24 protein-coding genes, 1 other RNA gene and 1 pseudogene are annotated in these 22578 nt (G+C 38.3%); 10 read left to right on the plus strand and 16 right to left on the minus strand.

From position 1 onward, the window contains the following. Positions 1-78: 78 nt before the first annotated feature. Positions 79-264, minus strand: coding sequence for a sigma factor G inhibitor Gin (locus ACDX78_RS05110; RefSeq protein ID WP_486025902.1), 186 nt, complete (start codon positions 262-264; stop codon positions 79-81). Between the two features lie 81 nt (positions 265-345). Beyond that, complete coding sequence (locus ACDX78_RS05115; protein ID WP_486025903.1) at positions 346-612, minus strand: pro-sigmaK processing inhibitor BofA family protein; 267 nt, start codon at positions 610-612, stop codon at positions 346-348. Positions 613-842: 230 nt separating this feature from the next. Between ACDX78_RS05115 and ACDX78_RS05120 the strand changes: the two genes are divergently transcribed. Then, positions 843-1064 carry a hypothetical protein gene (locus ACDX78_RS05120; RefSeq protein ID WP_486025904.1) on the plus strand — a complete coding sequence of 74 codons (222 nt, stop codon included), beginning with the start codon at positions 843-845 and terminating at the stop codon, positions 1062-1064. Between the two features lie 446 nt (positions 1065-1510). Continuing rightward, positions 1511-2020, plus strand: coding sequence for a YfiT family bacillithiol transferase (locus ACDX78_RS05125; protein WP_486025906.1), 510 nt, complete (start codon positions 1511-1513; stop codon positions 2018-2020). 105 nt (positions 2021-2125) lie between these two features. On the opposite strand, the gene ACDX78_RS05130 is transcribed toward ACDX78_RS05125, so the two are convergent. The 6 genes from ACDX78_RS05130 to ffs form a co-directional block, all read right to left on the minus strand. Beyond that, complete coding sequence (locus ACDX78_RS05130) at positions 2126-2341, minus strand: YaaL family protein (RefSeq protein ID WP_486025908.1); 216 nt, start codon at positions 2339-2341, stop codon at positions 2126-2128. A 15-nt stretch (positions 2342-2356) separates the two neighbouring features. Further along, positions 2357-2953, minus strand: coding sequence for a recombination mediator RecR (gene recR, locus ACDX78_RS05135; RefSeq protein ID WP_486025910.1), 597 nt, complete (start codon positions 2951-2953; stop codon positions 2357-2359). A 129-nt stretch (positions 2954-3082) separates the two neighbouring features. Beyond that, positions 3083-3406 (minus strand): YbaB/EbfC family nucleoid-associated protein, encoded by a 324-nt coding sequence (locus ACDX78_RS05140; protein ID WP_486025911.1) that lies wholly within the window; start codon positions 3404-3406, stop codon positions 3083-3085. A gap of 71 nt (positions 3407-3477) precedes the next feature. After that, on the minus strand, positions 3478-5169 hold the full coding sequence (gene dnaX / locus ACDX78_RS05145) for a DNA polymerase III subunit gamma/tau (RefSeq protein ID WP_486025912.1): 1692 nt from the start codon (positions 5167-5169) through the stop codon (positions 3478-3480). Between the two features lie 434 nt (positions 5170-5603). Further along, entirely contained in the window at positions 5604-5804 is a 201-nt protein-coding gene (locus ACDX78_RS05150; protein WP_486025913.1) for a Spo0E family sporulation regulatory protein-aspartic acid phosphatase, read from the minus strand. Positions 5805-6052: 248 nt separating this feature from the next. Next, positions 6053-6318, minus strand: an RNA gene (gene ffs, locus ACDX78_RS05155) — signal recognition particle sRNA large type. Between the two features lie 269 nt (positions 6319-6587). Here ffs and ACDX78_RS05160 point away from each other — a divergent pair. From ACDX78_RS05160 to ACDX78_RS05170, 3 genes are read left to right on the plus strand one after another with little or no spacing between them, the layout of a single operon-like run. Further along, positions 6588-6809 carry a HEPN domain-containing protein gene (locus ACDX78_RS05160; RefSeq protein WP_486025915.1) on the plus strand — a complete coding sequence of 74 codons (222 nt, stop codon included), beginning with the start codon at positions 6588-6590 and terminating at the stop codon, positions 6807-6809. Between the two features lie 32 nt (positions 6810-6841). Next, complete coding sequence (locus tag ACDX78_RS05165) at positions 6842-7075, plus strand: HEPN domain-containing protein (RefSeq protein ID WP_486026155.1); 234 nt, start codon at positions 6842-6844, stop codon at positions 7073-7075. After that, positions 7048-7377, plus strand: coding sequence for a nucleotidyltransferase domain-containing protein (locus ACDX78_RS05170; RefSeq protein ID WP_486025917.1), 330 nt, complete (start codon positions 7048-7050; stop codon positions 7375-7377). The genes ACDX78_RS05165 and ACDX78_RS05170 overlap by 28 nt, the downstream gene beginning before the upstream one ends. 82 nt (positions 7378-7459) lie before the next feature. Here the strand turns inward: ACDX78_RS05170 and tadA are convergent, their stop codons facing one another. After that, on the minus strand, positions 7460-7924 hold the full coding sequence (tadA, locus tag ACDX78_RS05175; RefSeq protein ID WP_486025919.1) for a tRNA adenosine(34) deaminase TadA: 465 nt from the start codon (positions 7922-7924) through the stop codon (positions 7460-7462). Positions 7925-8187: 263 nt separating this feature from the next. On the opposite strand from tadA, the gene ACDX78_RS05180 reads away from it, so the two are divergent. After that, positions 8188-8721 (plus strand): cysteine hydrolase family protein, encoded by a 534-nt coding sequence (locus ACDX78_RS05180; RefSeq protein WP_486025921.1) that lies wholly within the window; start codon positions 8188-8190, stop codon positions 8719-8721. A gap of 70 nt (positions 8722-8791) precedes the next feature. Next, positions 8792-10081, plus strand: coding sequence for a LysM peptidoglycan-binding domain-containing protein (locus tag ACDX78_RS05185; protein ID WP_486025922.1), 1290 nt, complete (start codon positions 8792-8794; stop codon positions 10079-10081). A gap of 374 nt (positions 10082-10455) precedes the next feature. On the opposite strand, the gene ACDX78_RS05190 is transcribed toward ACDX78_RS05185, so the two are convergent. The 3 genes from ACDX78_RS05190 to ACDX78_RS05200 form a co-directional block, all read right to left on the minus strand. Continuing rightward, the gene (locus ACDX78_RS05190) at positions 10456-10974 is read right to left on the minus strand and encodes a type 1 glutamine amidotransferase domain-containing protein (RefSeq protein ID WP_486025924.1); all 519 of its coding nucleotides are present in this window, start codon (positions 10972-10974) and stop codon (positions 10456-10458) included. Between the two features lie 190 nt (positions 10975-11164). Next, complete coding sequence (locus tag ACDX78_RS05195) at positions 11165-12055, minus strand: DUF2268 domain-containing putative Zn-dependent protease (RefSeq protein ID WP_486025925.1); 891 nt, start codon at positions 12053-12055, stop codon at positions 11165-11167. A gap of 47 nt (positions 12056-12102) precedes the next feature. Continuing rightward, on the minus strand, positions 12103-12864 hold the full coding sequence (locus ACDX78_RS05200; protein ID WP_486025926.1) for a MerR family transcriptional regulator: 762 nt from the start codon (positions 12862-12864) through the stop codon (positions 12103-12105). 548 nt (positions 12865-13412) lie between these two features. Here ACDX78_RS05200 and ACDX78_RS05205 point away from each other — a divergent pair. Further along, on the plus strand, positions 13413-14438 hold the full coding sequence (locus tag ACDX78_RS05205; protein ID WP_486025927.1) for an EmtA family 23S rRNA (guanine(2470)) methyltransferase: 1026 nt from the start codon (positions 13413-13415) through the stop codon (positions 14436-14438). A 77-nt stretch (positions 14439-14515) separates the two neighbouring features. Here ACDX78_RS05205 and acsA read toward each other — a convergent pair whose 3' ends face one another. Beyond that, a complete protein-coding gene (gene acsA, locus ACDX78_RS05210) occupies positions 14516-16222 on the minus strand; it encodes an acetate--CoA ligase (protein WP_486025929.1) in 1707 nt (568 codons plus the stop codon). A 314-nt stretch (positions 16223-16536) separates the two neighbouring features. Between acsA and ACDX78_RS05215 the strand changes: the two genes are divergently transcribed. Both ACDX78_RS05215 and ACDX78_RS05220 read left to right on the plus strand, forming a co-directional pair. Next, positions 16537-17193: a hypothetical protein gene (locus tag ACDX78_RS05215; protein WP_486025931.1), complete on the plus strand. Its 657-nt coding sequence runs from the start codon at positions 16537-16539 to the stop codon at positions 17191-17193. Positions 17194-17376: 183 nt separating this feature from the next. Continuing rightward, positions 17377-17541 (plus strand): annotated as a pseudogene (locus tag ACDX78_RS05220) (exodeoxyribonuclease III); the annotation flags it as partial. A gap of 498 nt (positions 17542-18039) precedes the next feature. Here the strand turns inward: ACDX78_RS05220 and ACDX78_RS05225 are convergent. From ACDX78_RS05225 to ACDX78_RS05235, 3 genes are all read right to left on the minus strand, one after another. After that, positions 18040-19497 carry a serine hydrolase domain-containing protein gene (locus ACDX78_RS05225; RefSeq protein ID WP_486025933.1) on the minus strand — a complete coding sequence of 486 codons (1458 nt, stop codon included), beginning with the start codon at positions 19495-19497 and terminating at the stop codon, positions 18040-18042. 235 nt (positions 19498-19732) lie between these two features. Continuing rightward, positions 19733-20941 (minus strand): metal-dependent hydrolase family protein, encoded by a 1209-nt coding sequence (locus ACDX78_RS05230; protein ID WP_486025935.1) that lies wholly within the window; start codon positions 20939-20941, stop codon positions 19733-19735. Positions 20942-20964: 23 nt separating this feature from the next. Next, the gene (locus ACDX78_RS05235) at positions 20965-22569 is read right to left on the minus strand and encodes an ABC transporter substrate-binding protein (protein ID WP_486025937.1); all 1605 of its coding nucleotides are present in this window, start codon (positions 22567-22569) and stop codon (positions 20965-20967) included. Between the last annotated feature and the right edge of the window lie 9 nt (positions 22570-22578).

The following is a 22578-nucleotide window of genomic DNA, read 5'->3' on the forward strand; positions in this document are numbered from 1 at the left end:
TGTTTTTTTAGGATTTATGAATATGCAAGACATTTTTACACCAACAAAAAAAGCCTTTGCGGACAAAGACTTTAATTTCTATGAATATAGTTTTGGTTTTGTTGCATTTTTTAATTTACGCAGATAGTAATTGTATTTCTCTTCTCTTGGCTCGGTATGAATCATATTATACTCACAGTCCGTACAGATAAACATGGTATATAAATGAATTCCTCTTGCCTTCTCTTCTTCACAAATACCGCAGCGTTGATTTATTTTTTCCATGTCCCCACCTCCGTTAGAATCTAGTATCTCCCAATCTAACGTATTTTATGCAGGGAAACTAAAAAACTTTAATGTTATTAATCAAGGAATAATAAATAAATGGATGGCTGCCAGTGAACCTACGCCAAATAAACCTAGAAAACCGGAAACAACAACCGTGAATAAGTTTATTGGGATATGTAAACCAATCGCTCCCCCGAATACATTTACGAAAAACAAAAATAATATGCCTATCCCAAGCTTAATCGTTGTATGGCCAATAAAACGCATCGGTTTGACTGGAGCCCCGACAATTAATAATAAAATAATTAATGCTACCATGATTGTAATAACGACTGTAGAACTCACGATATACCATTCCTTTCCTTGTCCCCTTTATAGTACATATGCGTTAGCGCATGAAAAAAGAACAGGAAAAGGCATGAAATCAGCTTGATTTCTGTTATTATAAACAAAGTGATAATTTATCATTTATTAATGTGTATTATAAAATAAATGATGAAAACAGGAGAATAAAGAGCGGTTTGATATTGGTCAATTAGGTTTACATTTTTTTCAGATATATGAGGAGTGAAAGCATGAAAGAAAACTTAAAATTTGCTTGGGTAGCTTCGTGGTTTGCACTGGTTGGGCAGCTAATTTTTTTTATAGGAGTGTCGATCTTCACAGGAGATTGGCGCTATGTTGGATGGAGTTTTATGATAAGTATGTTAGCCGGTGTTCCTAGTATGATTAATACTTGGCGAGCGCAGAAAAAAGTGAATAACAATAAAATGGAACAAGTCCACAAGAGCTTTTAATAAGGAGGTCTTTGAAAGAGGTTGGTTACAATAAATTTTAGGGGGTACCATTTTATACAGCCGACGCTTTTCAAATCAATGTACCTAAAGGGGTTTACCCATTATTTGATGGATTAGAAGGATCGAATCTGGATACTAAAGCAAAGGCTTCATTAGCACTTGGTCTTTTTGTGAATAAACCGGTAACTCTGGCAAGAGCTGCTTATTTTTTTGAAAAGTCGCAAATAGATTTTCTGTTTGATATATTTAAAGGAATTTTAGTAACAAAAGCTGACTATAAAGAAATAGATAGTAAATCATCAACAGACAAATCCCTCGCTAACTGTTACATTCCTTAACGATGAAATGATACTATATAAAACCAGTGTAATCTACACTAAATGAGGTAATCAGATATCTATGTTAAAATATAAAAAGGGTATGAATAAGAACAAGGGGGATTCAAAATGGACGTGAAATTTCCAATTGGACAATTACAAGTTCCTGAGAAAGTAACATTGGACCATATTCAAGCATGGTTGAAGGAAATTGACACTTACACGATTCGATTAAGAGAAACTGTTGATGACTTAAAAGATAAGGAATTAAATAAAACGTATCGTGAAGGCAGCTGGACAGTTCGCGAGCTTGTTCATCATATCGCTGACTCTCAGTTAAACATGTATCAGCGTCTGAAGCTGGCTTTAACAGATGAGAATCCAACAGTACCACCTTTTGACCAGGATAAGTGGGCGATTCAACCGGATACAAAGCTTCCGGTGGAGAGTTCTATCAACATGTTAGAAGGTATCAATGAGCGCATCGTCTCGTTAGGACATAGTTTAACAGAAGCGCAGTTAAATCGAGTTTTTACACATGAGGTAAACGGTGAAATAGCAGTGGCAACAAAAATGGCAAAGCTATCCTGGCATGAAGAGCATCACTTAGCCCATATAAAAATCGCATTATCTCAATAAAACAATATGTATGGAAATGGCTTATCGATATTCGGTAAGCCATTTATTTTTAACAAAAAGGAATAAATAGTGAAAAATATTACAGGCCATAAATATACTAATCTATCATTTCATCTTCATCGCACTTACACCACGGTGCCGAGCTTCACGCAGCAAAAATAAATAATTCGCCTGCAGGACTTTTGCCTGATGATATCCATTCGTTGTTGGTTCCATACTTTGGTCTATGATGGATTGAACCCGTCTCCACTCCGATTGCAATGAAAAAATAGCATCTAATAATTCTGCATCCATATCTTTCTTCTTTATTTTTCTAGCCATGCATGTCACCCGACCCTACAAATCTCTTCTTCCTTCAAGTGCTTTGGATAATGTTACTTCATCTGCATACTCCAAATCCCCGCCGACAGGTAATCCGTGGGCAATTCTTGTCGTCCGGATTCCTGATGGTTTTACAAGTCGGGAGATATACATTGCCGTAGCTTCCCCTTCAATATTCGGGTTGGTGGCAAGGATTAGCTCTTCCACTTCCTCATCCTTCAACCGATTGATCAGCCCAGGTACATTAATATCTTCCGGCCCAATCCCGTCCATGGGGGAGATGGACCCGTGCAGGACATGATATTTTCCTTGGTAGTCTTTCATTTTTTCCATCGCAATGACATCTTTTGGATCCTGTACAACACAAATAATCGATGAATCGCGTGTTGTATCCTTACATATCGGACATGGATCCTCGTCTGTAATATGTCCGCAGACAGAACAATGTGTCAGTTGCCGCTTTGCATTAACTAATGCATTTGCAAAATTTAACACATCGTCTTCTTTCATATTTAAAACAAAAAATGCCAGACGGACTGCTGTTTTTGGCCCGATCCCCGGCAATTTCGTAAAGCTGTCAATTAATTTGGATATTGGTTCTGGATAATACATATGATGTTCCTCCTAGAACAACGATGCAATCTGCAACATGAGCAGACTGCATATAAAAGGCCACTGATAAATAAGACTTATCACCGGAATGAACTGATGAAGCCCAATCAATCATTTATATATGCCAACTTACATCATTCCCGGCGGCATATTCATTCCTTTTGTAAATTCTCCCATTGTCTCATTTGTTTTATCATCTACTTGTTTAATGACGTCATTGGTGGCTGCAAGAACAAGATCTTGAAGCATTTCAACATCGTCTGGATCTACAACCTCTTCCTTAATTTGTACATCGGTAATTTCTTTTTTACCGTTGGCAGTTACTGTAACCATTCCACCACCGGCAGAGGCTTCAAACGTCATTTCATAAAGCTCATCCTGTGCTTTCACCATTTTCTTTTGCATTTTCTGCATCTGCTTCATCATATTATTCATATTTCCCATACCCTTCATGGAAACAACTCCTTTTCGTTTATTATTTACACATTTCATATTTTACATTGCTACTAAGGAATCCGAAACCTCTAATCATGGATTTCCAATAAATCCTCTCCGACAAGCTCTCTGGCTTGCTCTACAATGGAATCCGTTTTTTGTCCTTCATCTTTGGTTTCTGTTTTTTCCTGCTTATTTATATATTCTGTGCGCATTTCCTGCCATGCTTCATCAGGTATCGGAATAATGGTTAATGATTTTCCCATCACACTGCCCAATACCGATTCTACTGTTTGCCGGTTATCAAGAAATAGCGAACAGTGAATTTCATATTTGAAAGCTACGACAACTGCTTCATCTGACGCTGCTACAGGATTACTATCCTGAATGGTAGCATGTGCAGGCGCATTTGTCGATTTTAACTGGGATAAAAAGTCAGCCCATTTGCCTTGAATTTCTTTTCTTAAATTCTTTTCTGCCTGTTGAACGACATTGCGAATTTTTTCATAAGATACTTTAAAACTATTCCTCGATGATCTTGACTGCATTCTTTGTGGTTCTCTTCTTGGCACAGGCTGTGTGTTACCTGCTGATTGCTGTTTTAATCCGGCTATTTCTTTTTCGAGCTGATCCAATTTGGAAGTCAGCTTGATCACCGTATCAGAATCTGTGGCAGGAGTGGTGGTTTCTTGTTTTTGATAACGGTTTGTAATCGTGATAACAGCAATTTCAATAAATACCTTTGGACTATTCGTCCATTTTATTTCCTGCTGACATCGATTTAACTCCATGATCGATTCCTGAATCCATTCGTTGGAAACTTGTTCCGTGAGTGCTTTAAAGCTTTCATCTACTCTCGCACGTTCCAGCAGGCCTCCTAGGCTTGGCGCACTTTTATACAGCAGCAAATCCCGCATAAAATAGATCAGATCATAGACGAAGCGGGCAGGGTCTTTTCCGCCTGCAATCAGCTCATCCAGTAAGGTTAATGCTTGTTGTACATCTTTTTCATGCATTACTTTTACAATATCTGTCAGGATTTGCTGGGAAACACCGCCTGTCACGGCAAGCACGTCATCCAGTTCTACTGTATCTTCACTGTAGGAAATCGCCTGATCCAAAATACTTAAGGCATCACGCATGCCGCCTTCCGCTGCTAAAGCAACTGTCTCCAGTGCTTCTTGGGAAACGGTTATATTTTCTGTATCATGGATCGTTTTCATCCGGTCTACAATAGTCTGATTGGAGATTGGCTTAAAATCAAACCGCTGACACCTGGAAAGAATCGTTAGCGGGATTTTATGCGGTTCTGTTGTGGCTAAAATGAACACCACGTGCTGTGGTGGCTCCTCCAATGTTTTCAACAATGCATTAAAGGCATTTACGGAGATCATGTGCACTTCATCAATAATATACACTTTATATGGAACAGAACTGGAAGCATATTTTACTTTATCACGAATTTCCCGGATATCTTCTACACTCGTATTTGAGGCAGCATCAATTTCAATAACATCAGAAATGGAACCATCCTGAATACCGCGGCATGCGGTACACTCATTACATGGTTCTTTCACCGGGGAATGCTCACAATTAATTGTTTTCGCAAAAATCTTTGCAGCACTCGTTTTCCCCGTCCCCCTAGGACCGGAAAATACATAGGCATGAGAAAATTTTTCCTGAACAATCGCATTTTGCAGCGTTCTTGTAATATGAGTTTGTCCAACTACATCCTGAAATTGTCTTGGTCGCCAAACGCGATATAACGCCTGATAGCTCATAATCCAAATCCCCTCTTTTAGCTTCTTCTATTATACTCTATTTAAGGGGTGATTGTGAACCTCGGAGGTTTATTTTTAGAGAAGAGATACCAGTGGCGGGGGCTGCCAAAGAGAAATCAGCATGCAGCCGATTTCTCTTTTTCTTAGATGCTTAGGAGATTATAAAAATTATAACCTACCGATACTTTTAGTATCGGATTAGTCACGTCCAGCTCCAACGCCCAGCGACTATCAGACTTCCTTCACCTCCGTGCGATAAGTCAACATCGGCTCCTTACGGGTAAAGGAAGGCCGACTAACTACGACCTTGCCGGTCAACGTCGGCATACCCCCGATGCGGGGGCATGTTTCCTTTATCTCCTACGGCTCAGTCCAGTCTGTACGTCGATAACCGGGCGCTTCCGCCTTTGTTCATGAAAAGGATTAAGCGAAATTTATTTAAGAACGAATTCGCTTTTTAAATGCAAATTTATATATTTATTCAGCAGCTGATCGAGCTGCTGACTGCATTTAATGGTTCGTTCATCCTGTAATCCATACTTTTCACCGAGTTCAATCATCTCTTTTTTCTTTATTGTAATTTTATCTGGCACATGAAAGTCACTCGGTACTTCTCGTACTACCCCTTGATCCATATTTCCTTTTCCTTTCTATCTATAGTAGCCAGAAAAACACAGCCATGAGTAATTATCCCTATTTCACATAAAAAATCAATACATTCGACAATCAAAGTCAAAAGAATATAAAATTAGACAAGAATGGTGAGCAAAATGGTGTAAGAGAGGGATTAAACTAAATAATTATGACATTTTATCATTTCTGGATAACTAAAAATCCCTCTACCAATTGAACTTTTGGTAAAGGGATAATAGAGATATGTAAGCCGTGCACCCATCATCGATGTGACAGCCCTGTGCGTTACTTAATTTCATGGCTCGGATCAGGTAACCCTGCGGCACACAGAAATAACCACTTACTGCTGCTTCCTTCCGGACCTGACAGAATTCATGGGTTTCTGTTGCGCAGGACCTGATCGTCAACACCAATCCGTTAAGGCAGACCATAAAGCTGCCTCACCTCAGATGGGAATTCGACCTCGCTATAGCGGATTGCGAGTACAGGGCACCGCTACCTCCCCGCTTAGCACGGCATTCTTCATTATAACATGTCTCACTGAAAATGCAATAAGGGATTTTTTGGAAATCAGAAAACAATAGGAATACCCAGGTACACTATCGGCATTTAAATTTTATCTCTATAAGACTGGTGAAAATATCACTTCCAGTTAGAGGACCTTCTTATAAATGGTCCTCATCCTAAGTATACTGTAAATTGTTCCTTGTCCATCCATCTGCCTATAAGCGACAAACAATGAAATTTCACCAATCTCCTATGGTTATAACTTTATTGAGGTTTTTATGAAAGAATTTATTCCTTACCCATTTAATGCTATAATTAAAAAAATGATGTTAAAAGGTGGGAAAAGCGTGAACGATACCGAAAAATTTGAACATTGGAAGGACATAGCGAAGTATGATTTAGATACTGCGGAAGCCATGTATCAGACTGGTCGTTATCTTTATGTGGTGTTCATGTGTCAACAAGCGATTGAAAACTCACCAAAGGTATTCATGTTTTAAAACAAGGAGAAGAAGCACCCAGAACACATAATATTTATTCCGTTTTTAAAAAAGCATTTGATTCTGAACAAAAAGACGAGGCGTTTATAAAGAAAGAAAACGAATATGCACCTTTTTTTGCAGAGCTTTTAGCATACTATATATCGGATCGATATCCTTCTTACCGTGAGAAACTGTCTCATACGATAAGGAAAGAAAAGGCTGAGGAAGTTTTGAAAAAATCCCGGGAGGTGTTTACATGGCTGGAATCCCTCCGAAAGTTATAGAATCCATTAGGCTTTTTTTATCTAAAATTTCCGCAGATATTCCTGTAAAAAAAGCAGTTCTATTTGGCTCGTTTGCTAACGGTACATACCATGAAGATAGCGATATAGATTTGGCAATATTTTCCGAATACTTCGAGAATGTATTAAGGGTAGAAGGAACAACTTACTTACTTATTCAAGCCCAGGAGTTTGATCTGGATTTGGCACCAATCGCATTCACCGGAAAAGAATATGACGAACGCTTGGGTATTGTTGATCAAATTCTGAAAACAGGAATTGATGTCGAGGAAATGATCAGTTAAATAAAAGATTCCTGAATAAAATAGTAAATTCACAGCATTTTAAAAAGCTCGAAATCAAATCTGAGCTTTTTTTGTTTGTTATTTATCCTTTCCTTCTCCTCTCCCGCAACTCCTTAAAAAAATCCTTCAGCAGCTCCCCGCATTCCTTGTCCAAAACACCAGAAGTCACCTCAGCCTGATGATTAAAACGCTTATCTTCAAGCAAGTTCATTAACGAATGGACACTTCCCGCCTTTGGATCCGGAGCACCATACACCACCCGCTTTATACGAGACTGCAAAATAGCCCCTGCACACATCGGACAAGGCTCTAAAGTAACATAGAGGATGCAATCCTCCAGACGCCAGCTTCCTATCTTTTCATTTGCCATCTGGATGGCAATCAGCTCTGCATGGGACAACGTGGTTTGGGAAGTTTCCCGTAAATTATAACCTGTCCCAATGATATTATCCTCATAAACAATAATTGCCCCAATCGGCACCTCGTCATATTTCAAAGCCTCTTTTGCCTGTTCTATCGCTATTTGCATATATTTTTCATCTGTCATTATGATCACATCACTTTATGATAAAGTTTTAAAAAAAGACAAAAAGGATAACGTATATATTATAGTGCGTGTTCAAAAAGGAGGATAAAAAGGACCGAGAAGTTCGAGGCGGGGCAGTTTTGAGCAACGGAATGTATGTATTTAGATACATGAGTAGCGCAAAAACAAGCCAACGAAGAAATTCGACGTGTCATTTTTACCGGACTTTTTGAACAACCTATTATAACGTTTTTTTCCTCACTAAACGTACCAAGGAGGCAATTATGGAAAATTCATTCGCAAATACGGCTGTTCTTTTCGTAGATATTATTAATGATTTCGATTTTAAAGGTGGAGAACACCTGCAAAAGCATACGAAAGAAATCCTGCCAAACCTGATTAAACTGCGAAAATTTGCAAAGGAAAATCATCTGCCTATCATATATATTAATGACCATTATGGCCTGTGGCAAGCAGACTTTCAAAAAATTATCGATCATTGTAAAAATGAGAGAAGTGAAGAAGTAATTGACGCGCTGAAACCGGATGATAAAGATTACTTTTTTATCAAACCGCAGCATTCTGCGTTTTTTCAGACACCACTTCAATCCCTTCTGATTGAGCTGAATCGGACAAACCTCATGATAGGAGGTATTGCCGGGGATATTTGTATTTTGTTTACCGCAAAGGACGCTTATATGTACCAGTATGATATGCATATACCAAAAAATTGTATGGCATCCGAGGAAAAAGAGAATAACGAATATGCCCTGTATTTAATGAACTCCGTGATGAAAGCAAACATCGATCCATTTTAATTTGTGACATATCCAAGGCTCCCTCCTCATAAAATGTAAGCAGCAATTCTTTTATGAAGGAGGGATTTTTTTGCAAATTCATGTTATACAACAAGGGGAGACGTTGTTTCAAATTGCCAATACATACGATATATCCATCCAAGCAATTACAGATGCAAATGAATTGGAGACACCTGATCAATTAGTAGTCGGTCAAACGCTCGTTATACCGATTACCGGCCAATATTATTTTGTACAGCCGGGGGACAGTTTATATTCCATTGCTCAAGCATTCAGTATGTCTTATCAGGAACTTGCCCAGATTAATGCGATTCCTGTAAATAATATACTTCCTATCGGTCTCCGGTTATATATACCACCCCAGGAAAAGCGTGCGATTCAATCGAATGCGTACATTGAACCAATTGGCGAAACTGTCTCGGAAACACTGGAAAATGCGGCTGCGAAAGCCACCCCATACCTTACGTTTCTTGCTATATTCAGCTACCAGGTCAATCGGGATGGCACATTAACACCGCCGCCCCTAAATGGTCTGGTGGAGACAGCAAATGCAAACGATACAGCATTAATGCTCGTTGTCACCAATCTGGAAGAGGGGCAGTTTAGTGCGGAGCTGGGGCATATCATATTAACTGTGCAGGCTGTCCAGAATACATTGCTTGATCAAATTATAAACATTGCCCAGGAAATAGGGTATAGAGATGTGCATTTCGATTTTGAATTTTTGCCGGCAGCGGACAGGGAAGCATATAATCAATTTTTACAAAATGCGAAAGATCGACTATCCCAAGCAGGATTACTCATGTCCACTGCAGTTGCACCGAAAACAAGTGCTGAACAGACCGGACAGTGGTATGAAGCACATGATTATGCTGCACATGGGGAAATTGCCGATTTTGTTGTATTGATGACCTATGAATGGGGGTATAGCTACGGTCCGCCAATGGCTGTTTCTCCGATCGACCAAGTGAGACAAGTGGTGGAATATGCATTAACGGAAATGCCTGCTGAAAAGATCATATTAGGGCAAAATTTATATGGCTATGATTGGACACTTCCTTTTGTAGAAGGAGGCGAGGCTGCGCGTGCAATTAGTCCACAGCAAGCAATTACGATTGCCAGGGAAAATAATGCTCAGATTCAATATGACGAGACAGCACAGGCACCATTTTTCGTATATACGGATGACGCGGGGAACGAGCACGAGGTTTGGTTTGAAGATGCAAGATCCATCCAAGCGAAATTTGATTTGATTAAGGAATTGGATTTACTGGGAATTGCGTATTGGAAATTGGGTTTGGCTTTTCCGCAGAATTGGCTTCTGCTCGAGGATAATTTTGAAATAACAAAATTGGAATAAAGAAAAGGCCGGGACAGAACAATTGAAGTAAACAAAAATCCGAATATCACTAAAATGGCACTTAAAAACCGCTCCGGAAATATACTACGCTTTCACCACTGCACAAGTGCGACATCACTTCAAACTCCCTTTGGACGCTCGCTTTCAGTGTGTCTTCTTTGCCGCGGGCGGCTGGTGATCCTCCTTGCCCCGACAAGGGGTATGCCGACGTTGCCCGCAAAGGGCGGTTTTAGTCAGCCTTCATTATTAAAGCACTCCGGGGTCTCACCGATGCCTTTTCTCCCGCCGGAGTCTACGTATATTTCCGGAGCTGCCATAGTAGATTGTTCGTCTTTTCAGTGTTTCCTCAGGTTCTGTCCCAGGCTTTTTTTCTACTATTGATTTAAAACATTTAATGCTTCTTTGTTAAATGCCGGGAGATCGTTCGGATCACGGCTTGTAACTAATTGATTCTGGCAAACAACTACTTCTTCATCTTTTACATCTGCCCCGGCATATTCCATATCCACCAAGATGGATTTAAAGCCTGTAGCTGTTCTGCCTTCCAGTGCCTTCGCGGTAATTAAAAGCTGCGGGCCATGACAAAGGGTTACTACCGGTTTTTTCTCATCCATAAAATGCTTTGCAAATGTCACGAAACGGTCATCTGCGCGCAGCATATCCGGAGAGAAACCTCCTGGAATAAATAAGGCATCGAAATCGTTCGGATCTACATTGTCAATACCTTCATCAATGTTTACTTCTGCTTCATTATTTTTTCCGGTTACTTTATTACCTTTTTCTTTTTCAATGGTAATTACTTCATGTCCTGCATCTTGAAATGCTTTCGCCGGATCTGTATATTCTACGTCTTCAAACATATCTGTAATTACGGTTGCTATTTTTTTAGCCATTGCATATCGGCTCCTTTCTTTTGGGTTACAATATTTGTATTTCCTATTTGGACATGTGTAAAACATAGTAATCCAGATAATAGTTTGAGGGTGAGTTAAAATCCATTTCACCGCTTTAACAATGTGGAACAGTAATCACCGAAATTTTCTCATATATTGATTGATAGCAATCCATTTAATAGTGTTATTTTTAAAAAACTCCACTATTACTTAGTATTTCATCTGTACCAAGTAAGGTAGCTTCCTCTATCCCTACATTATTGATTTTCATAAAGGATTGTACTGCTTGGTATCCGACCGCATATCCTGCAAATGGTGATAATCCAACAGGTTGATAACCTTGTTCTTTTGCAATAGTGTCACCAAACATGTAACTGCTAACCTCAGCAAAGCCTCTCACATCTAATGAATCTTTTATTACTTCCTTTGAGTATTCTAAGTCCCCTGTATCAAAAGAAGTAACCCAAGGTCCTAAAAGGTTGTCTCCATAAAGCTCTTTTGTAAATGACTCTGCCAAACCCTCTATAACCAAGTAATCCCCCACAGTAACGTCTCCATGATCCCAATCGAAATAGGAAAAACGAATATTATGATGAAATTCATGTGCAATTACAGTAGGAAGTCTTGGAGTATTATAGGAGTTGGGGTAAATAGATACTTGAATAAATCCTGGTATACCTCCAAAGCCACAATAACCTTTTTGTAACTCGAGCTTTTTCGGATCAGCTATATACATACCAAATATCAATTCATCAGCATTTATATTTAGATTATTTTTATCAATAAAATCAACACAATCATTCAAGGTGCTATTTGCAGTTTGAAGAGCCTGAATTTCTTTCAACTTCTCTAAGGCTTTTCTTCCAGTTTTAGTATCCGATAAATGAAGATAGCCAAGCATATTTGTTGCCATTAGTACGTCATAACCGTTGGGCTGCTTAGCCTTTAACGGTACATTAATTGTATTCCACATCTTTTCGAAAGGCTTCATCATGGAATACCGATAGAAATCTTCTCTATCTTCTTCCATGGAAAACAATTTTTCATATTGTTCCATTGTGTCTTCAATTATTATTTTCATTCCTGTCACCCTTTTTTTGATTATCCGTAGAGCATTCCAGATTAATTTTATTTGTTATCGGTATAAACCAAAATGGCATCCCGTAAAAATTTTGCCGCACCATTTGCAGCTTTATCATAATAAGCGGCAAAACGCTCATCGGCAACATACATTTCAGCCAAACCTGCATGGGCTTCTTTGGAATAGTCATTCCAGTAATACATGAGCCATTCTTTATGTTTGACCGCCATTTCCTGTGCTGCTTCAGACGCTGGATCACCTGTCTTAACCAGCTCTTTCAGCGATTCGAGAATTTCACTTCCCAGTTCTTTCATCCTGTCAAAATCTTTTTCCGTCATGCCCCGCAGTTTGGCATTGCTGGCATCAATGGTTTCGTCCCCATATTTATCCCGGATTTCCTTTCCATACTTTTGTTCATTTTCATCAATAAGTTGATCCTTGAAGCCTTCAAATTTTTCTTTATCCTGCATGGAATTTCCTCCTTTTTTGCTTGTAATAGTTTTTTCCACTGTCTTCATCAATCTGTCCAGCCGGTCACGCTTTTCCGCAAGTTTTTTATAGTGCAGCTGCAATGCTTCTGCTTCGTTATACGCCGGGTCGCTGATAATTCTCCTGATTTCTTCCAGACTCACTTCCAATTCACGGAAAAATAATATTTGCTGCAGCTTATCTACTTCCTCTTGCCCGTAAATCCGATAACCGGAGGAATTAATTCTTGCCGGCTTTAACAGATCAATTTGATCATAATAACGGAGTGTGCGGCCGCTTACCCCTGAAAGCCGGGCCAGTTTTTGAACGGTATATTCCATATGGTTACCTCCTGACATTTGCTATCATATACCTTTACGTTGCGTAAAGGTCAATAGGTAAAAATAAAAAGAACTGAACAGCCCTATCCTTTTAATTAAAAGATTGTTGGTTTAATCCGGGAGTGAACTTACAGCAGTTCATACTATAAATTATAAAAGCAGCTTACGTTATTGGAAAGAAAAATTAAGACGATAAATTATTGATTTTTTTAATCCGATGTTTTAGAATTATAGTAATATTAAATGAGTGGAGGTATTCTAATCATGATGATGGCAGTGTTCTTGACAGTTATTCGATAATCACAAATTGAATAACCATGATACTTGAAGAAATCCCTTGATAAACGGGGTCAATTTGTTGTGCACTTTTCGAGTATCAGAAGTCAATGAACTAAATCATCATAATGCCGTTAAATATACTGTCTGCATTCACGTGTAAAAACAGTTTATAAATAAAGTTTACAGAAAGTCGTGATGAATCTTAGGGTGGTTCATTCACGGCTTTTTTGTGTTCCTAAAACGGCGTTCAAAAAATTGGAGGCGTTAGTATGACTCTTTATTTTGCGAGCGTATTGCCTGGATTAGAATACGTTTTATCAAATGAAATTAACAACAAGGTGAGTGATTCTGAAATAATTCAAATAAATAGAGGGAAGGTTTTCTTTACCACAGCTGAGTCTTTTACATGCTTAAGTTCTTTAAGGTCGGCAGATAACTTGTTTCAAGTAATTGATCAATTTCAAATTGGTCCACATAAAAAGCGCTTACCTCAAGTAAGTGAGCGAATATCCCAATTGGATTTGGGTTTTATTGATCATAAAGATTTATTCTGGGTAAATGCAAGCCGTAAAGGAAAACAAACCTATAGTCGTTTTGAAGCAGCAGAAAAAGCAATGGAGGGTATAAATAAGCGTTACCCTGATTGGAACATGGGAACGCCTCAAAATCACGAGATAGAATTCCGACTCGACATTGAACATCATCATGTAATTTTTTCACTCCGGCTTACCGATGCGACTTTTCGGTTTCGTAATCAGACACGACGGTTCTCCCGTGCATCATTGCTTCCTACTGTGGCTCATGCGATGGTGTGGTTGTCAGACCCTGAACCGACAGATATTTTCGTAGACCCTTGTTGCGGTTCAGGCACCATTTTGTCTGAAAGAGCCACATACCCTGCAAATCAGATAGTTGGTGGAGATTTATCTGAAGCAGTCACAAAGGTTGCTAAGAGTAATCTTGATGATTTAAATGTACAAATTAATGTTTGGGATGCACGGAAATTGCCTTTTTCTAATAGTTGTGTCGATAAAATTGTAACTAACCTTCCATTTGGAAGACAAATTTCCCCTGACGAGGATTTAGAATTGTTCAATCGCCATATGATGATTGAATTATGTAGAGTCTTAAAACCGAACGGAAGAGCTGTTATTTTGTCTGAGAGTGTCAATCAATTGATTTGGGAGGCAAAACGATTTGGCTTTTTTTGTCTGGAATCTTATCCTTTGAGTTTGAAGGGTGTGAATCCTGCCTTGTTTGTGCTTGAAAAACAAGATGAACATAAAAGAAAGTAACAGAAAGATTTATTAAAGTTAACTAAAAACTTCCACCCTCACATTGTAAGGTGGAAGTTTTATTATAAATAGACTTATCATTCTTCCAAAGTAGAAGTATCCCCAGTCGGCAGCCCAAGCTCCCATGACTTTAACAGGCGGCGCATGATCTTGCCGCTCCTAGTTTTCGGAATGGAATCCTTCACTTCCAGCTCTCTTGGTGCCGCATGGGCACTCAATCCGGTTTTTACAAATTGCCGGACTTCTTCAAGCAGCTCCTCTGACTTCTCATATCCCTCATTTAGCGTGATAAACGCTTTTACAATTTCTCCGCGTTCAGGATGCGGTTTTCCGATAACACCTGCTTCTGCTACAGCCGGATGTTCAATTAGTTTACTTTCCACTTCAAACGGACCGACACGTTCCCCGGAAGTATTAATCACATCATCCAGGCGTCCCTGGAACCAGAAATAGCCATCTTCATCCTTATACGCGCTGTCCCCGGATACATACCAGCCATTAACAAAATAGCTTTCAAATTTGCTCTGGTTATTCCAAACGGCACGCATCATCGCCGGCCAGCCTTCTTTGATCGCCAGATTCCCCATCTGATTGGGGCCAAGCTCATTTCCTTCCTGATCCACGATGGAAGCTTCCACACCCGGAATTGGTTTACCCATCGATCCGGAGCGGATTTCCATAGACGGAAAGTTTACAACCAAATGTGCACCAGTTTCTGTCATCCACCATGTATCGTGAATACGCAGGCCGAATGCCTCCAGTCCCCATGTGATAACTTCCGGATTCAATGGCTCTCCCACACTTAAAATATGACGTAAAGAAGACAAGTCATGTCGTTTCACCGCTTCCTCCCCGGCACTAACCAGCTTACGCAATGCTGTGGGCGCTGTGTACCAGACGGTAACATTGTAATTTGCCAATGTTCCATACCAGTCATCCGGCGTAAAACGCCCTCCGCGTACCACATTGGTTACCCCATGCAGCCACGGGGCGAAAATGCCGTAGCTGGTGCCGGTTACCCAGCCAGGATCAGCTGTACACCAATAAACATCATCTTCTTTTAAATCAAGCACCCATTCGCCGGTCGCATACTGCTGAATCATAGCGTTATGCACATGATAAATCCCTTTTGGCTTCCCGGTGGAGCCGGATGTATAGTGAATCAGCATCCCATCCTCCAGATCCACCCACTCGATGGAAAAATCCGTAGAAGCTGCTTCCATTTCTTTTTGAAAATCAATATATTGATCTCCGCTTTCCTTACTTTCCCCTATAAGGACAACTTTCTCCAAGTGAGGCAGGTCAGCCTGTGGAACACGATATAATAAATCAGGCGTAGTAATAAGCATTTTTGCTTCACTATCTTCCAGACGATCACGTACAGCCTGTTCCATAAATGCTTCAAATAATGGCCCTGCAATGGCACCGGTTTTTAAAATGCCAAAAAAAGCTGCGTAAAACTCTGGGCTCCTCGGCATAAACAAAAAGACACGGTCACCCTTTTTGATATCATATTTCTTGAGTACATTGGCGAACTGATTGCTCCTGTCCCGAAGCTCGCTGAATGTTACTTCCTCTTCCCTGTCCGGAGAAGAATACAGTAATGCCACTTTGTTCGGATCCTCAGCATGCCGGTCGACTGCTTCATGGGCCATGTTTACTTTCCCTGTCTCATTCCAGGAAAAATGCTTCTTCACATCATCCCATGAAAAAGTTTCCCGCATTTTTTCATAGTCTTTCAGATTATGATTCCCTGCTCTTGCCGGTATTCTTTTTGTCTCCATCTAATCACCTCATCTTTTAGTTGAAATCGTTTCCAAAGGTGCAAATCTTTTTCCTATAGCCTTCCCATGATGTTAATCAGATGTAAGAAAGGCGATTGATCTGCCATGCTGTAATAAAATTTTTCACATGATTTGTACGTGATTCTTATTTTAGAACATTTTGTGACAATTTTAAAGAAAAAAGTTTAAATTTTTTAGCAAAGGGATTTATTGATAATTTCTTTAAAATTGAATAAAAGGCATACAAAAAAATGTATATCTAATTTGCTAAACTATAAGTTGTTGAAAAATAATTAGAAAAGGGGAAATTAGTGATGAAGAAATTATTTATGTTGTTTCTGACAGTCATGATAGCAACTATTCTTGCAGCATGTGGAGATGAAGCTGATGGATCTTCGGAAGATAATACAACAACTGAAGATAACATAGAAGAGACGACAAATGAAGAAAATACAGAAGGAACTGAATCTGAAGAAGGTGAAAAGGATAACGGTGACAGCTCGGAAGGAGAGACAACAGAGAATGAACTTGGATCCTTTACAATGGTAAATCAAAATATGGATTTGAACGAAACGTATGACAGCGGGCCAATGGAGCTTACGATTCATTCGATTCAATCCGGAAATCTAGTTGTAAGTGATGAATTTAAAGATATGTTTGATGACAAAGATGAAGTTACCATGATTTCAGTAGATATGAAAGCTGAGAATACAAGTGAAGATACTCTTTCCTGGTACCCGGATCAAGCAGTATTGACGACAAATGCTGGTGATCAAGTAGACGCAGATCTTTTCTTTTCTGATTCTGTTGGCGGTGAATTTTATGGTCCTACAAACCAGGAAGGAAATGTTTTATTCATGCTGGACACACCTGCTGAAGAAATAGAAAAGGTAAAACTGATAATAAATGGAGCACATGATGAAGATTTTGAAACAATTGGTGATGATTTGGAAATAGAACTGTCATTCTAATTGAAAAGATTGCTTAGAAAAACATGTAACCCTAGCGATTAAAGAAAAAACTAACGCCCCCGGCAGACGTATATTATAAGGGGCAAAGTGCTGACATATCAACATTTACTGATCTTTTTGTGTAAAATTCGTGTAAAAAAGAATTTAGGAGTCAACTGTTAGTTATACAAAATGTTTTTCTCTACACGGTGGTCTTATATGAAGACGGTGCGAGAGCGGAATATTGGCTGGCGCATTGACTACTTTATTGTGTCTGAACGACTGATTGGAAAAGTACAGGATTCAACTACAAACCCTGATATCATGGGCAGCGACCACTGTCCGATTATATTAGAAATCGATTTATAAATTAAAGTTCTATAAAAATATACAAACACATTCTGATTCTATAAATGTAATAGAATGCATTAAAAAGTATTAATTTGGGGCGAGATTGGGGCAGTTTTGGGGCTATTAAAATTTAAACAAAACTACAGGCGTATGTAGGTAAGTGTGTGTTTACACTTCTTTTTTTGTTATGTGATTTTTGTACTTTAATCAAATTGTACATTCAAATTCATTATTAAAGATATTAAACTGGTGGTCGGTATATAAAAATCAACGTTAATTTTATAGGCTTATTAGCATTTTGTGTGGAAAGAGAGTTTAATGTATAAACCCTCCTCCATTTTCCTTACTCCGACCTTATCCTTACCATTGAAGTGTATATAGTATACTCAAGTGTTACCAACATCCATCAAGTGTTATATATCATGTTTTTTTCAAAACCAAATGTAGTGTTAATGTTGCGGAATATTACTGTCATAATAATAATATTAGGAGTCTCGGGTGGATTGCCTTACTATTTTAATTAATCTTTCCAATTATAGTTGGTCGCTCTGCTGGGTAGGGCCCATGATCGTTAACTGACCGCATTAAAATAAGTTGGTGCCCTTCAAAACAACATGTAATTGTATCAGTAAATGACATCTGGAAAAATGTCCACGTCATGACAAAAGTTGTTTCATCTTTCCAAAATCCTCTCGCCTTCACTGGCAAATCAGCAGGTTGTTGTAAAAGGTGTAAGGTAGCTCCTGGCATTGTAGTCTTTTGTTCAATCCAACTCTCAAGCCCACACTCTATTTGGTGCTCGCCAGTGTTGTCGACTAACTTAAAAAGGCATGAATTATAAGAAAAGTTAAATTCTACAAAATGTACATTATCAGCGTTCGCTTTCATTCTGTACTGTTTTCCTGAAACTTTATTTTCTTTAGGAGAACTTGAATGTGGTTGTTTTGGAAAGAGAGTTAAATTATTGAGACGCATCTCTAAATATTTTTTTTCTTGGGTGCTTTCTGTTAGTTTTCCCGATATAAAATTCGGATATACAGTTTTCCAAAATATATCCAATATCTCTTGTTTTCTTTCTGTACCTGAAGTGACAACAAAAACAGCGTTTTGCTGTGGGAGAACGATACAAATTTGTCCAAACATACCTACTGCTCGATAAGCACCATAACGACTCCTCCAAAACTGAAAGCCATAACCTTGTTGCGTATCGACATCATCCGAATGGTGAGTACTTGAAACTTGAAAAGAGGATGCTTGTTCAATGTAATCCTGAGAAAGCAGTTGTTTACCTTCCCAAATTCCCTTTTGTAAATAAAATTGTCCAAACTTAGCCACATCTTCTGTTTTCAGGCGCATTCCCCAGCCTCCTGTGTTGTTTCCTTCAAGGTCGGTATCCCAAGTGTAACCTTTAATGTTAAGAGGACCAAATAAACGTGGTTCTAAGTACTCAGAAAGATTCTGTTTTGTCACTTTAGATACGATTGCTGATAAGATGTGGCTTGAGGCACTATTATAAACAAATTTTGTGCCAGGCTCATATGTTAACGGCAATTCTAAAAATTCTTTGACCCAGCTGCCTTCTATTTGACTAAGTTCTGTACTGCCAGGAATGTTTTCGATATATCCAGACGTCATAGTTAGTAGGTGACGTACAGTCATCGTACTCATTTTTTCATCCATGTCAAGATCGCTATATTCGGGAAAGAACGACACAACTTTATCATCTAATGAAAGAATATTTTCTTCAATAGCAAAACCAACAGCAGTTGAGGTAATGCTTTTGGTAATGGAAAACATTTCATGTTTCTTATTTAAATCATAGGGTGACCATGCTCCTTCAGCAATGATATTTCCGTTTCTTACAAGCATTAAACTATGTAACTCTATTTTTTCTCTTTTTATAGAATCTAAAAAAGATATTATCGACTTCGACGGAACCCCTTGAATTTCAGGTATACTTCTTTGTAGATGCATTTTAATTCTCCTTTAGCCTTTAAAAATTCAAATTGACTTAATTTCAACGGTTAAAAAACAGAATAATCCTCTTTATACAGTTGATGTTCCTTTTCTACAATTCGAGAGCGATGGTAGCCTGGTTACTATGTACTTTTTTATTTTCATATATAAACAGTCCAGAACAAGAACTGTGCAAGAAATAATACAGATATTTATTACTTGCACAGTTGATATTCTATCCTTATTCATTTTATTAATCTAGATGGGGTAAATATTCAACCTCCCCAATCTCTACTAATTCTCCATTCTGATAAACTTCATTAACATCCTTTAATGCATTAATATTTTGGGTGGGGTTTTTATCTAATACAATAAAATTAGCAAGTTTACCTTTTTCTAAACTTCCGTGTTCTTTATCTACACCTGCAATTTTGGCAGAATTAATAGTTCCAGCCGACAAAACATCGATTTCCTTTAATCCCAACTCAACCATAGAGATAAATTCTCTATGAGTACCATAATGAGGATTGAGAGGCGTTCCAGCGTCTGTGCCAATACCTATCATAACACCTGCATCCCATGCATTTAAGAAACCTTTTATTCGAGCTTCTTTTGCTCTTTTTGCTTTATCTATTGCATATTGTGGTACATTTTCTTTACCATATTTAAATAAAAAGTAATCTACTGAAAGAGTAGGAACCAATGCTGTATTGTTTTCCAGCATTAAATCAATACCTTCATCATCTAAATAACTTCCATGTTCGATTGAATCGATTCCTGCTCGTACCGCATTTTTAATACCTTCAGCACCATGTGCATGAGCAGCCGTTTTCTTTCCTACTTTATGTGCTTCTGCAATTGCAGCGGCCATTTCGTCTTCATCTAATTGTGTTTCATGTGCATTATTTCCTGGTGACATAACTCCACCAGTAGCAATTAGTTTTATGAAGTCTACCCCTCGTTTAAGTTGCTCTCTAGCAGCTTTTCTACATTCATCAGGTCCATCACACTCTCTGCCTGTATTACTACCATGACCTCCTGTCATTGTCAAAGCTTGTCCGCAAATATAATATTCAGGACCTGGAACAATATTGTCTTCTATGGCTTCTCGTAATCCTGTTTCCGCTTTTTTTCTTCCATTCATATCTCTAACGAAAGTTACTCCTGACTTCAAATACTGTTGTAAATGTACTGAGCCACGAATAGCGAATTTTGATTGATCTTCCACATTCAAGATAGGAGGCCTAGCAATAGGTGTTGCTAAGGCATGTATATGCAAATTAAACAAACTTGGCATTACAGTTTTTCCTTTTAAATCAATTCCTTTTTTAAGATAATCTTCAGATATTTCATTTTGATTACCTATTTTTTTAATATGTTTTCCTTCTATAATCATATAACTATCTTTGAGATATTGTTTATTATTAACATCAACTAATCCAAAATTATAAAATAAACACATTTTACTCCTCCTCTTTTTTGAAGTTATTTTTTCTTTACACTATTGTACATATGATTAGTAGAATTCACTGTATCTTCTTGCCAATGAAAACCTGTATATTCAGGATCAAAAACTCTTGGAATATAATATTCTACAACGTTATATAATGGAATATCTTCAGCAATAATTTCTTGAATTTCATGATAATATTCTGCCCGTTCTTCCTCAGTACCAGCCCTTTCACCTTCTTCAAATAACTCATCAATTCTTGGGTTTTCGTACAACATCTTGTTTGTTGCACTTCCTGTTGTTAGGAAACTTGCAAAAAACAATGGGTCTGGTCCTCTATTACCACCGCCAGCAGCTAAGTCCCAGTCTCTTCTTTCATCTAACATTTCTGTACGAAGAGCCCACTCATATCTTTCGTAATCTACGTTAATTCCTATTGCATCTAATTGTTGTTGCACAAAAGTAGGTATGTCAGTTGTACCGAAGATTGAGGTTTCAAATGCACGGTATCTTATTGTAAAACGATACCCATCATCTTGTATTTCATAACCAGCATCATCTAATAATTGGTTTGCGTGATCGACATCAGTTTCAGGCTGTCTTACAGAAGTATTATCGGACCATTCAATAGTAGATAAATACCAACTTTCTGAAGGTGTAACAAGACCCATATAAAGTGTTTCAGCTATTTCTTCATTGTCTAGAGCCGTAACAATTGCTTCCCTTACTACTGGATCAGAAATATGTTCTCTTGTTCCATCCATATTAAAGGATATCCACTGAACAATGTCTTGTGGATCAGCATCCAATCCTACTCCATCAAGCTCTTCTAAACGAGGAATTTCCGCAAAAGCAGGGGAAGCAGTCATTGCATCTGCATCTCCAGATTCAATAGATGTAAGAGCTGTTTCTTCCGAAGGGATAAATTGAAAAATAACCTCGTCTACATATGGACCATCACCATAATAATCTGGATTCGCTGTAAGAATAACATGACTTCCTAAGTTATGTTCTTCAAACATAAAAGGTCCTGTACCAATAGGATCTGTATTATATGGATTATCCGCTATATCTGTATCTTCATAGAGATGTTTAGGTAAAATATCAAAACCTTGATAGTCAGCTAATTTTTGGACAAACACACCTGATTCCTCGTTTAAATGGATTATAACAGTATGGTCATCAGGTGTTTCAATATCATCAACATTGCTAACTAATGGATATCCACTAGCAGCATCACCCATTTCAACTATACTTTCAATAGTCCACTTTACATCCGCTGATGTGAATGGCTCTCCATCATGCCAATTTACATCTTCCCGTAAATTAAAAGTATATGTTTTTAAGTCCTCTGATTGGTCCCAATCTTCCGCTAAATCTCCGAATAATTCTCCACTGGAGTCATCATAAGCCACTAGTTTTGAAAATATATTTCTATTAATATACGGAATTGCTCCATCCCAAGTGTAGTTAATCACATAACTACTTGGTTCTAGTTTAGTTGCTATAATTAAATTATCCTCTTGTTCAGCAGTATCTGAATCTGATTCTGAACCTGACTCTGAAGCTGAATCTGTACAAGCAGCTAACATTATAAAAACGAATAATAATGTACTCCATAACATCCATCGTTTTTTCATATTCACCAT

Source organism: Virgibacillus oceani, assembly GCF_041521345.1.
In the GTDB taxonomy this organism is placed as follows: domain Bacteria; phylum Bacillota; class Bacilli; order Bacillales; family Amphibacillaceae; genus Virgibacillus_N; species Virgibacillus_N oceani_A.

What these genes read in the sequence shown, in the direction of transcription:
- ACDX78_RS05130 (WP_486025908.1), bottom strand. Translation starts at nt 2,341, where the DNA reads ATGGCTAGAAAAATAAAGAAGAAAGATATGGATGCAGAATTATTAGAT.
- ACDX78_RS05160 (WP_486025915.1), top strand. Translation starts at nt 6,588, where the DNA reads ATGAAAGAATTTATTCCTTACCCATTTAATGCTATAATTAAAAAAATG.
- ACDX78_RS05170 (WP_486025917.1), top strand. Translation starts at nt 7,048, where the DNA reads ATGGCTGGAATCCCTCCGAAAGTTATAGAATCCATTAGGCTTTTTTTA.
- ACDX78_RS05180 (WP_486025921.1), top strand. Translation starts at nt 8,188, where the DNA reads ATGGAAAATTCATTCGCAAATACGGCTGTTCTTTTCGTAGATATTATT.
- tadA (WP_486025919.1), bottom strand. Translation starts at nt 7,924, where the DNA reads ATGACAGATGAAAAATATATGCAAATAGCGATAGAACAGGCAAAAGAG.
- recR (WP_486025910.1), bottom strand. Translation starts at nt 2,953, where the DNA reads ATGTATTATCCAGAACCAATATCCAAATTAATTGACAGCTTTACGAAA.
- ACDX78_RS05190 (WP_486025924.1), bottom strand. Translation starts at nt 10,974, where the DNA reads ATGGCTAAAAAAATAGCAACCGTAATTACAGATATGTTTGAAGACGTA.
- ACDX78_RS05125 (WP_486025906.1), top strand. Translation starts at nt 1,511, where the DNA reads ATGGACGTGAAATTTCCAATTGGACAATTACAAGTTCCTGAGAAAGTA.
- dnaX (WP_486025912.1), bottom strand. Translation starts at nt 5,169, where the DNA reads ATGAGCTATCAGGCGTTATATCGCGTTTGGCGACCAAGACAATTTCAG.
- ACDX78_RS05225 (WP_486025933.1), bottom strand. Translation starts at nt 19,497, where the DNA reads ATGCATCTACAAAGAAGTATACCTGAAATTCAAGGGGTTCCGTCGAAG.
- ACDX78_RS05230 (WP_486025935.1), bottom strand. Translation starts at nt 20,941, where the DNA reads ATGTGTTTATTTTATAATTTTGGATTAGTTGATGTTAATAATAAACAA.
- ACDX78_RS05215 (WP_486025931.1), top strand. Translation starts at nt 16,537, where the DNA reads ATGAAGAAATTATTTATGTTGTTTCTGACAGTCATGATAGCAACTATT.
- ACDX78_RS05140 (WP_486025911.1), bottom strand. Translation starts at nt 3,406, where the DNA reads ATGAAGGGTATGGGAAATATGAATAATATGATGAAGCAGATGCAGAAA.
- ACDX78_RS05200 (WP_486025926.1), bottom strand. Translation starts at nt 12,864, where the DNA reads ATGGAATATACCGTTCAAAAACTGGCCCGGCTTTCAGGGGTAAGCGGC.
- ACDX78_RS05195 (WP_486025925.1), bottom strand. Translation starts at nt 12,055, where the DNA reads ATGAAAATAATAATTGAAGACACAATGGAACAATATGAAAAATTGTTT.
- acsA (WP_486025929.1), bottom strand. Translation starts at nt 16,222, where the DNA reads ATGGAGACAAAAAGAATACCGGCAAGAGCAGGGAATCATAATCTGAAA.
- ACDX78_RS05110 (WP_486025902.1), bottom strand. Translation starts at nt 264, where the DNA reads ATGGAAAAAATAAATCAACGCTGCGGTATTTGTGAAGAAGAGAAGGCA.
- ACDX78_RS05150 (WP_486025913.1), bottom strand. Translation starts at nt 5,804, where the DNA reads ATGGATCAAGGGGTAGTACGAGAAGTACCGAGTGACTTTCATGTGCCA.
- ACDX78_RS05120 (WP_486025904.1), top strand. Translation starts at nt 843, where the DNA reads ATGAAAGAAAACTTAAAATTTGCTTGGGTAGCTTCGTGGTTTGCACTG.
- ACDX78_RS05235 (WP_486025937.1), bottom strand. Translation starts at nt 22,569, where the DNA reads ATGAAAAAACGATGGATGTTATGGAGTACATTATTATTCGTTTTTATA.
- ACDX78_RS05205 (WP_486025927.1), top strand. Translation starts at nt 13,413, where the DNA reads ATGACTCTTTATTTTGCGAGCGTATTGCCTGGATTAGAATACGTTTTA.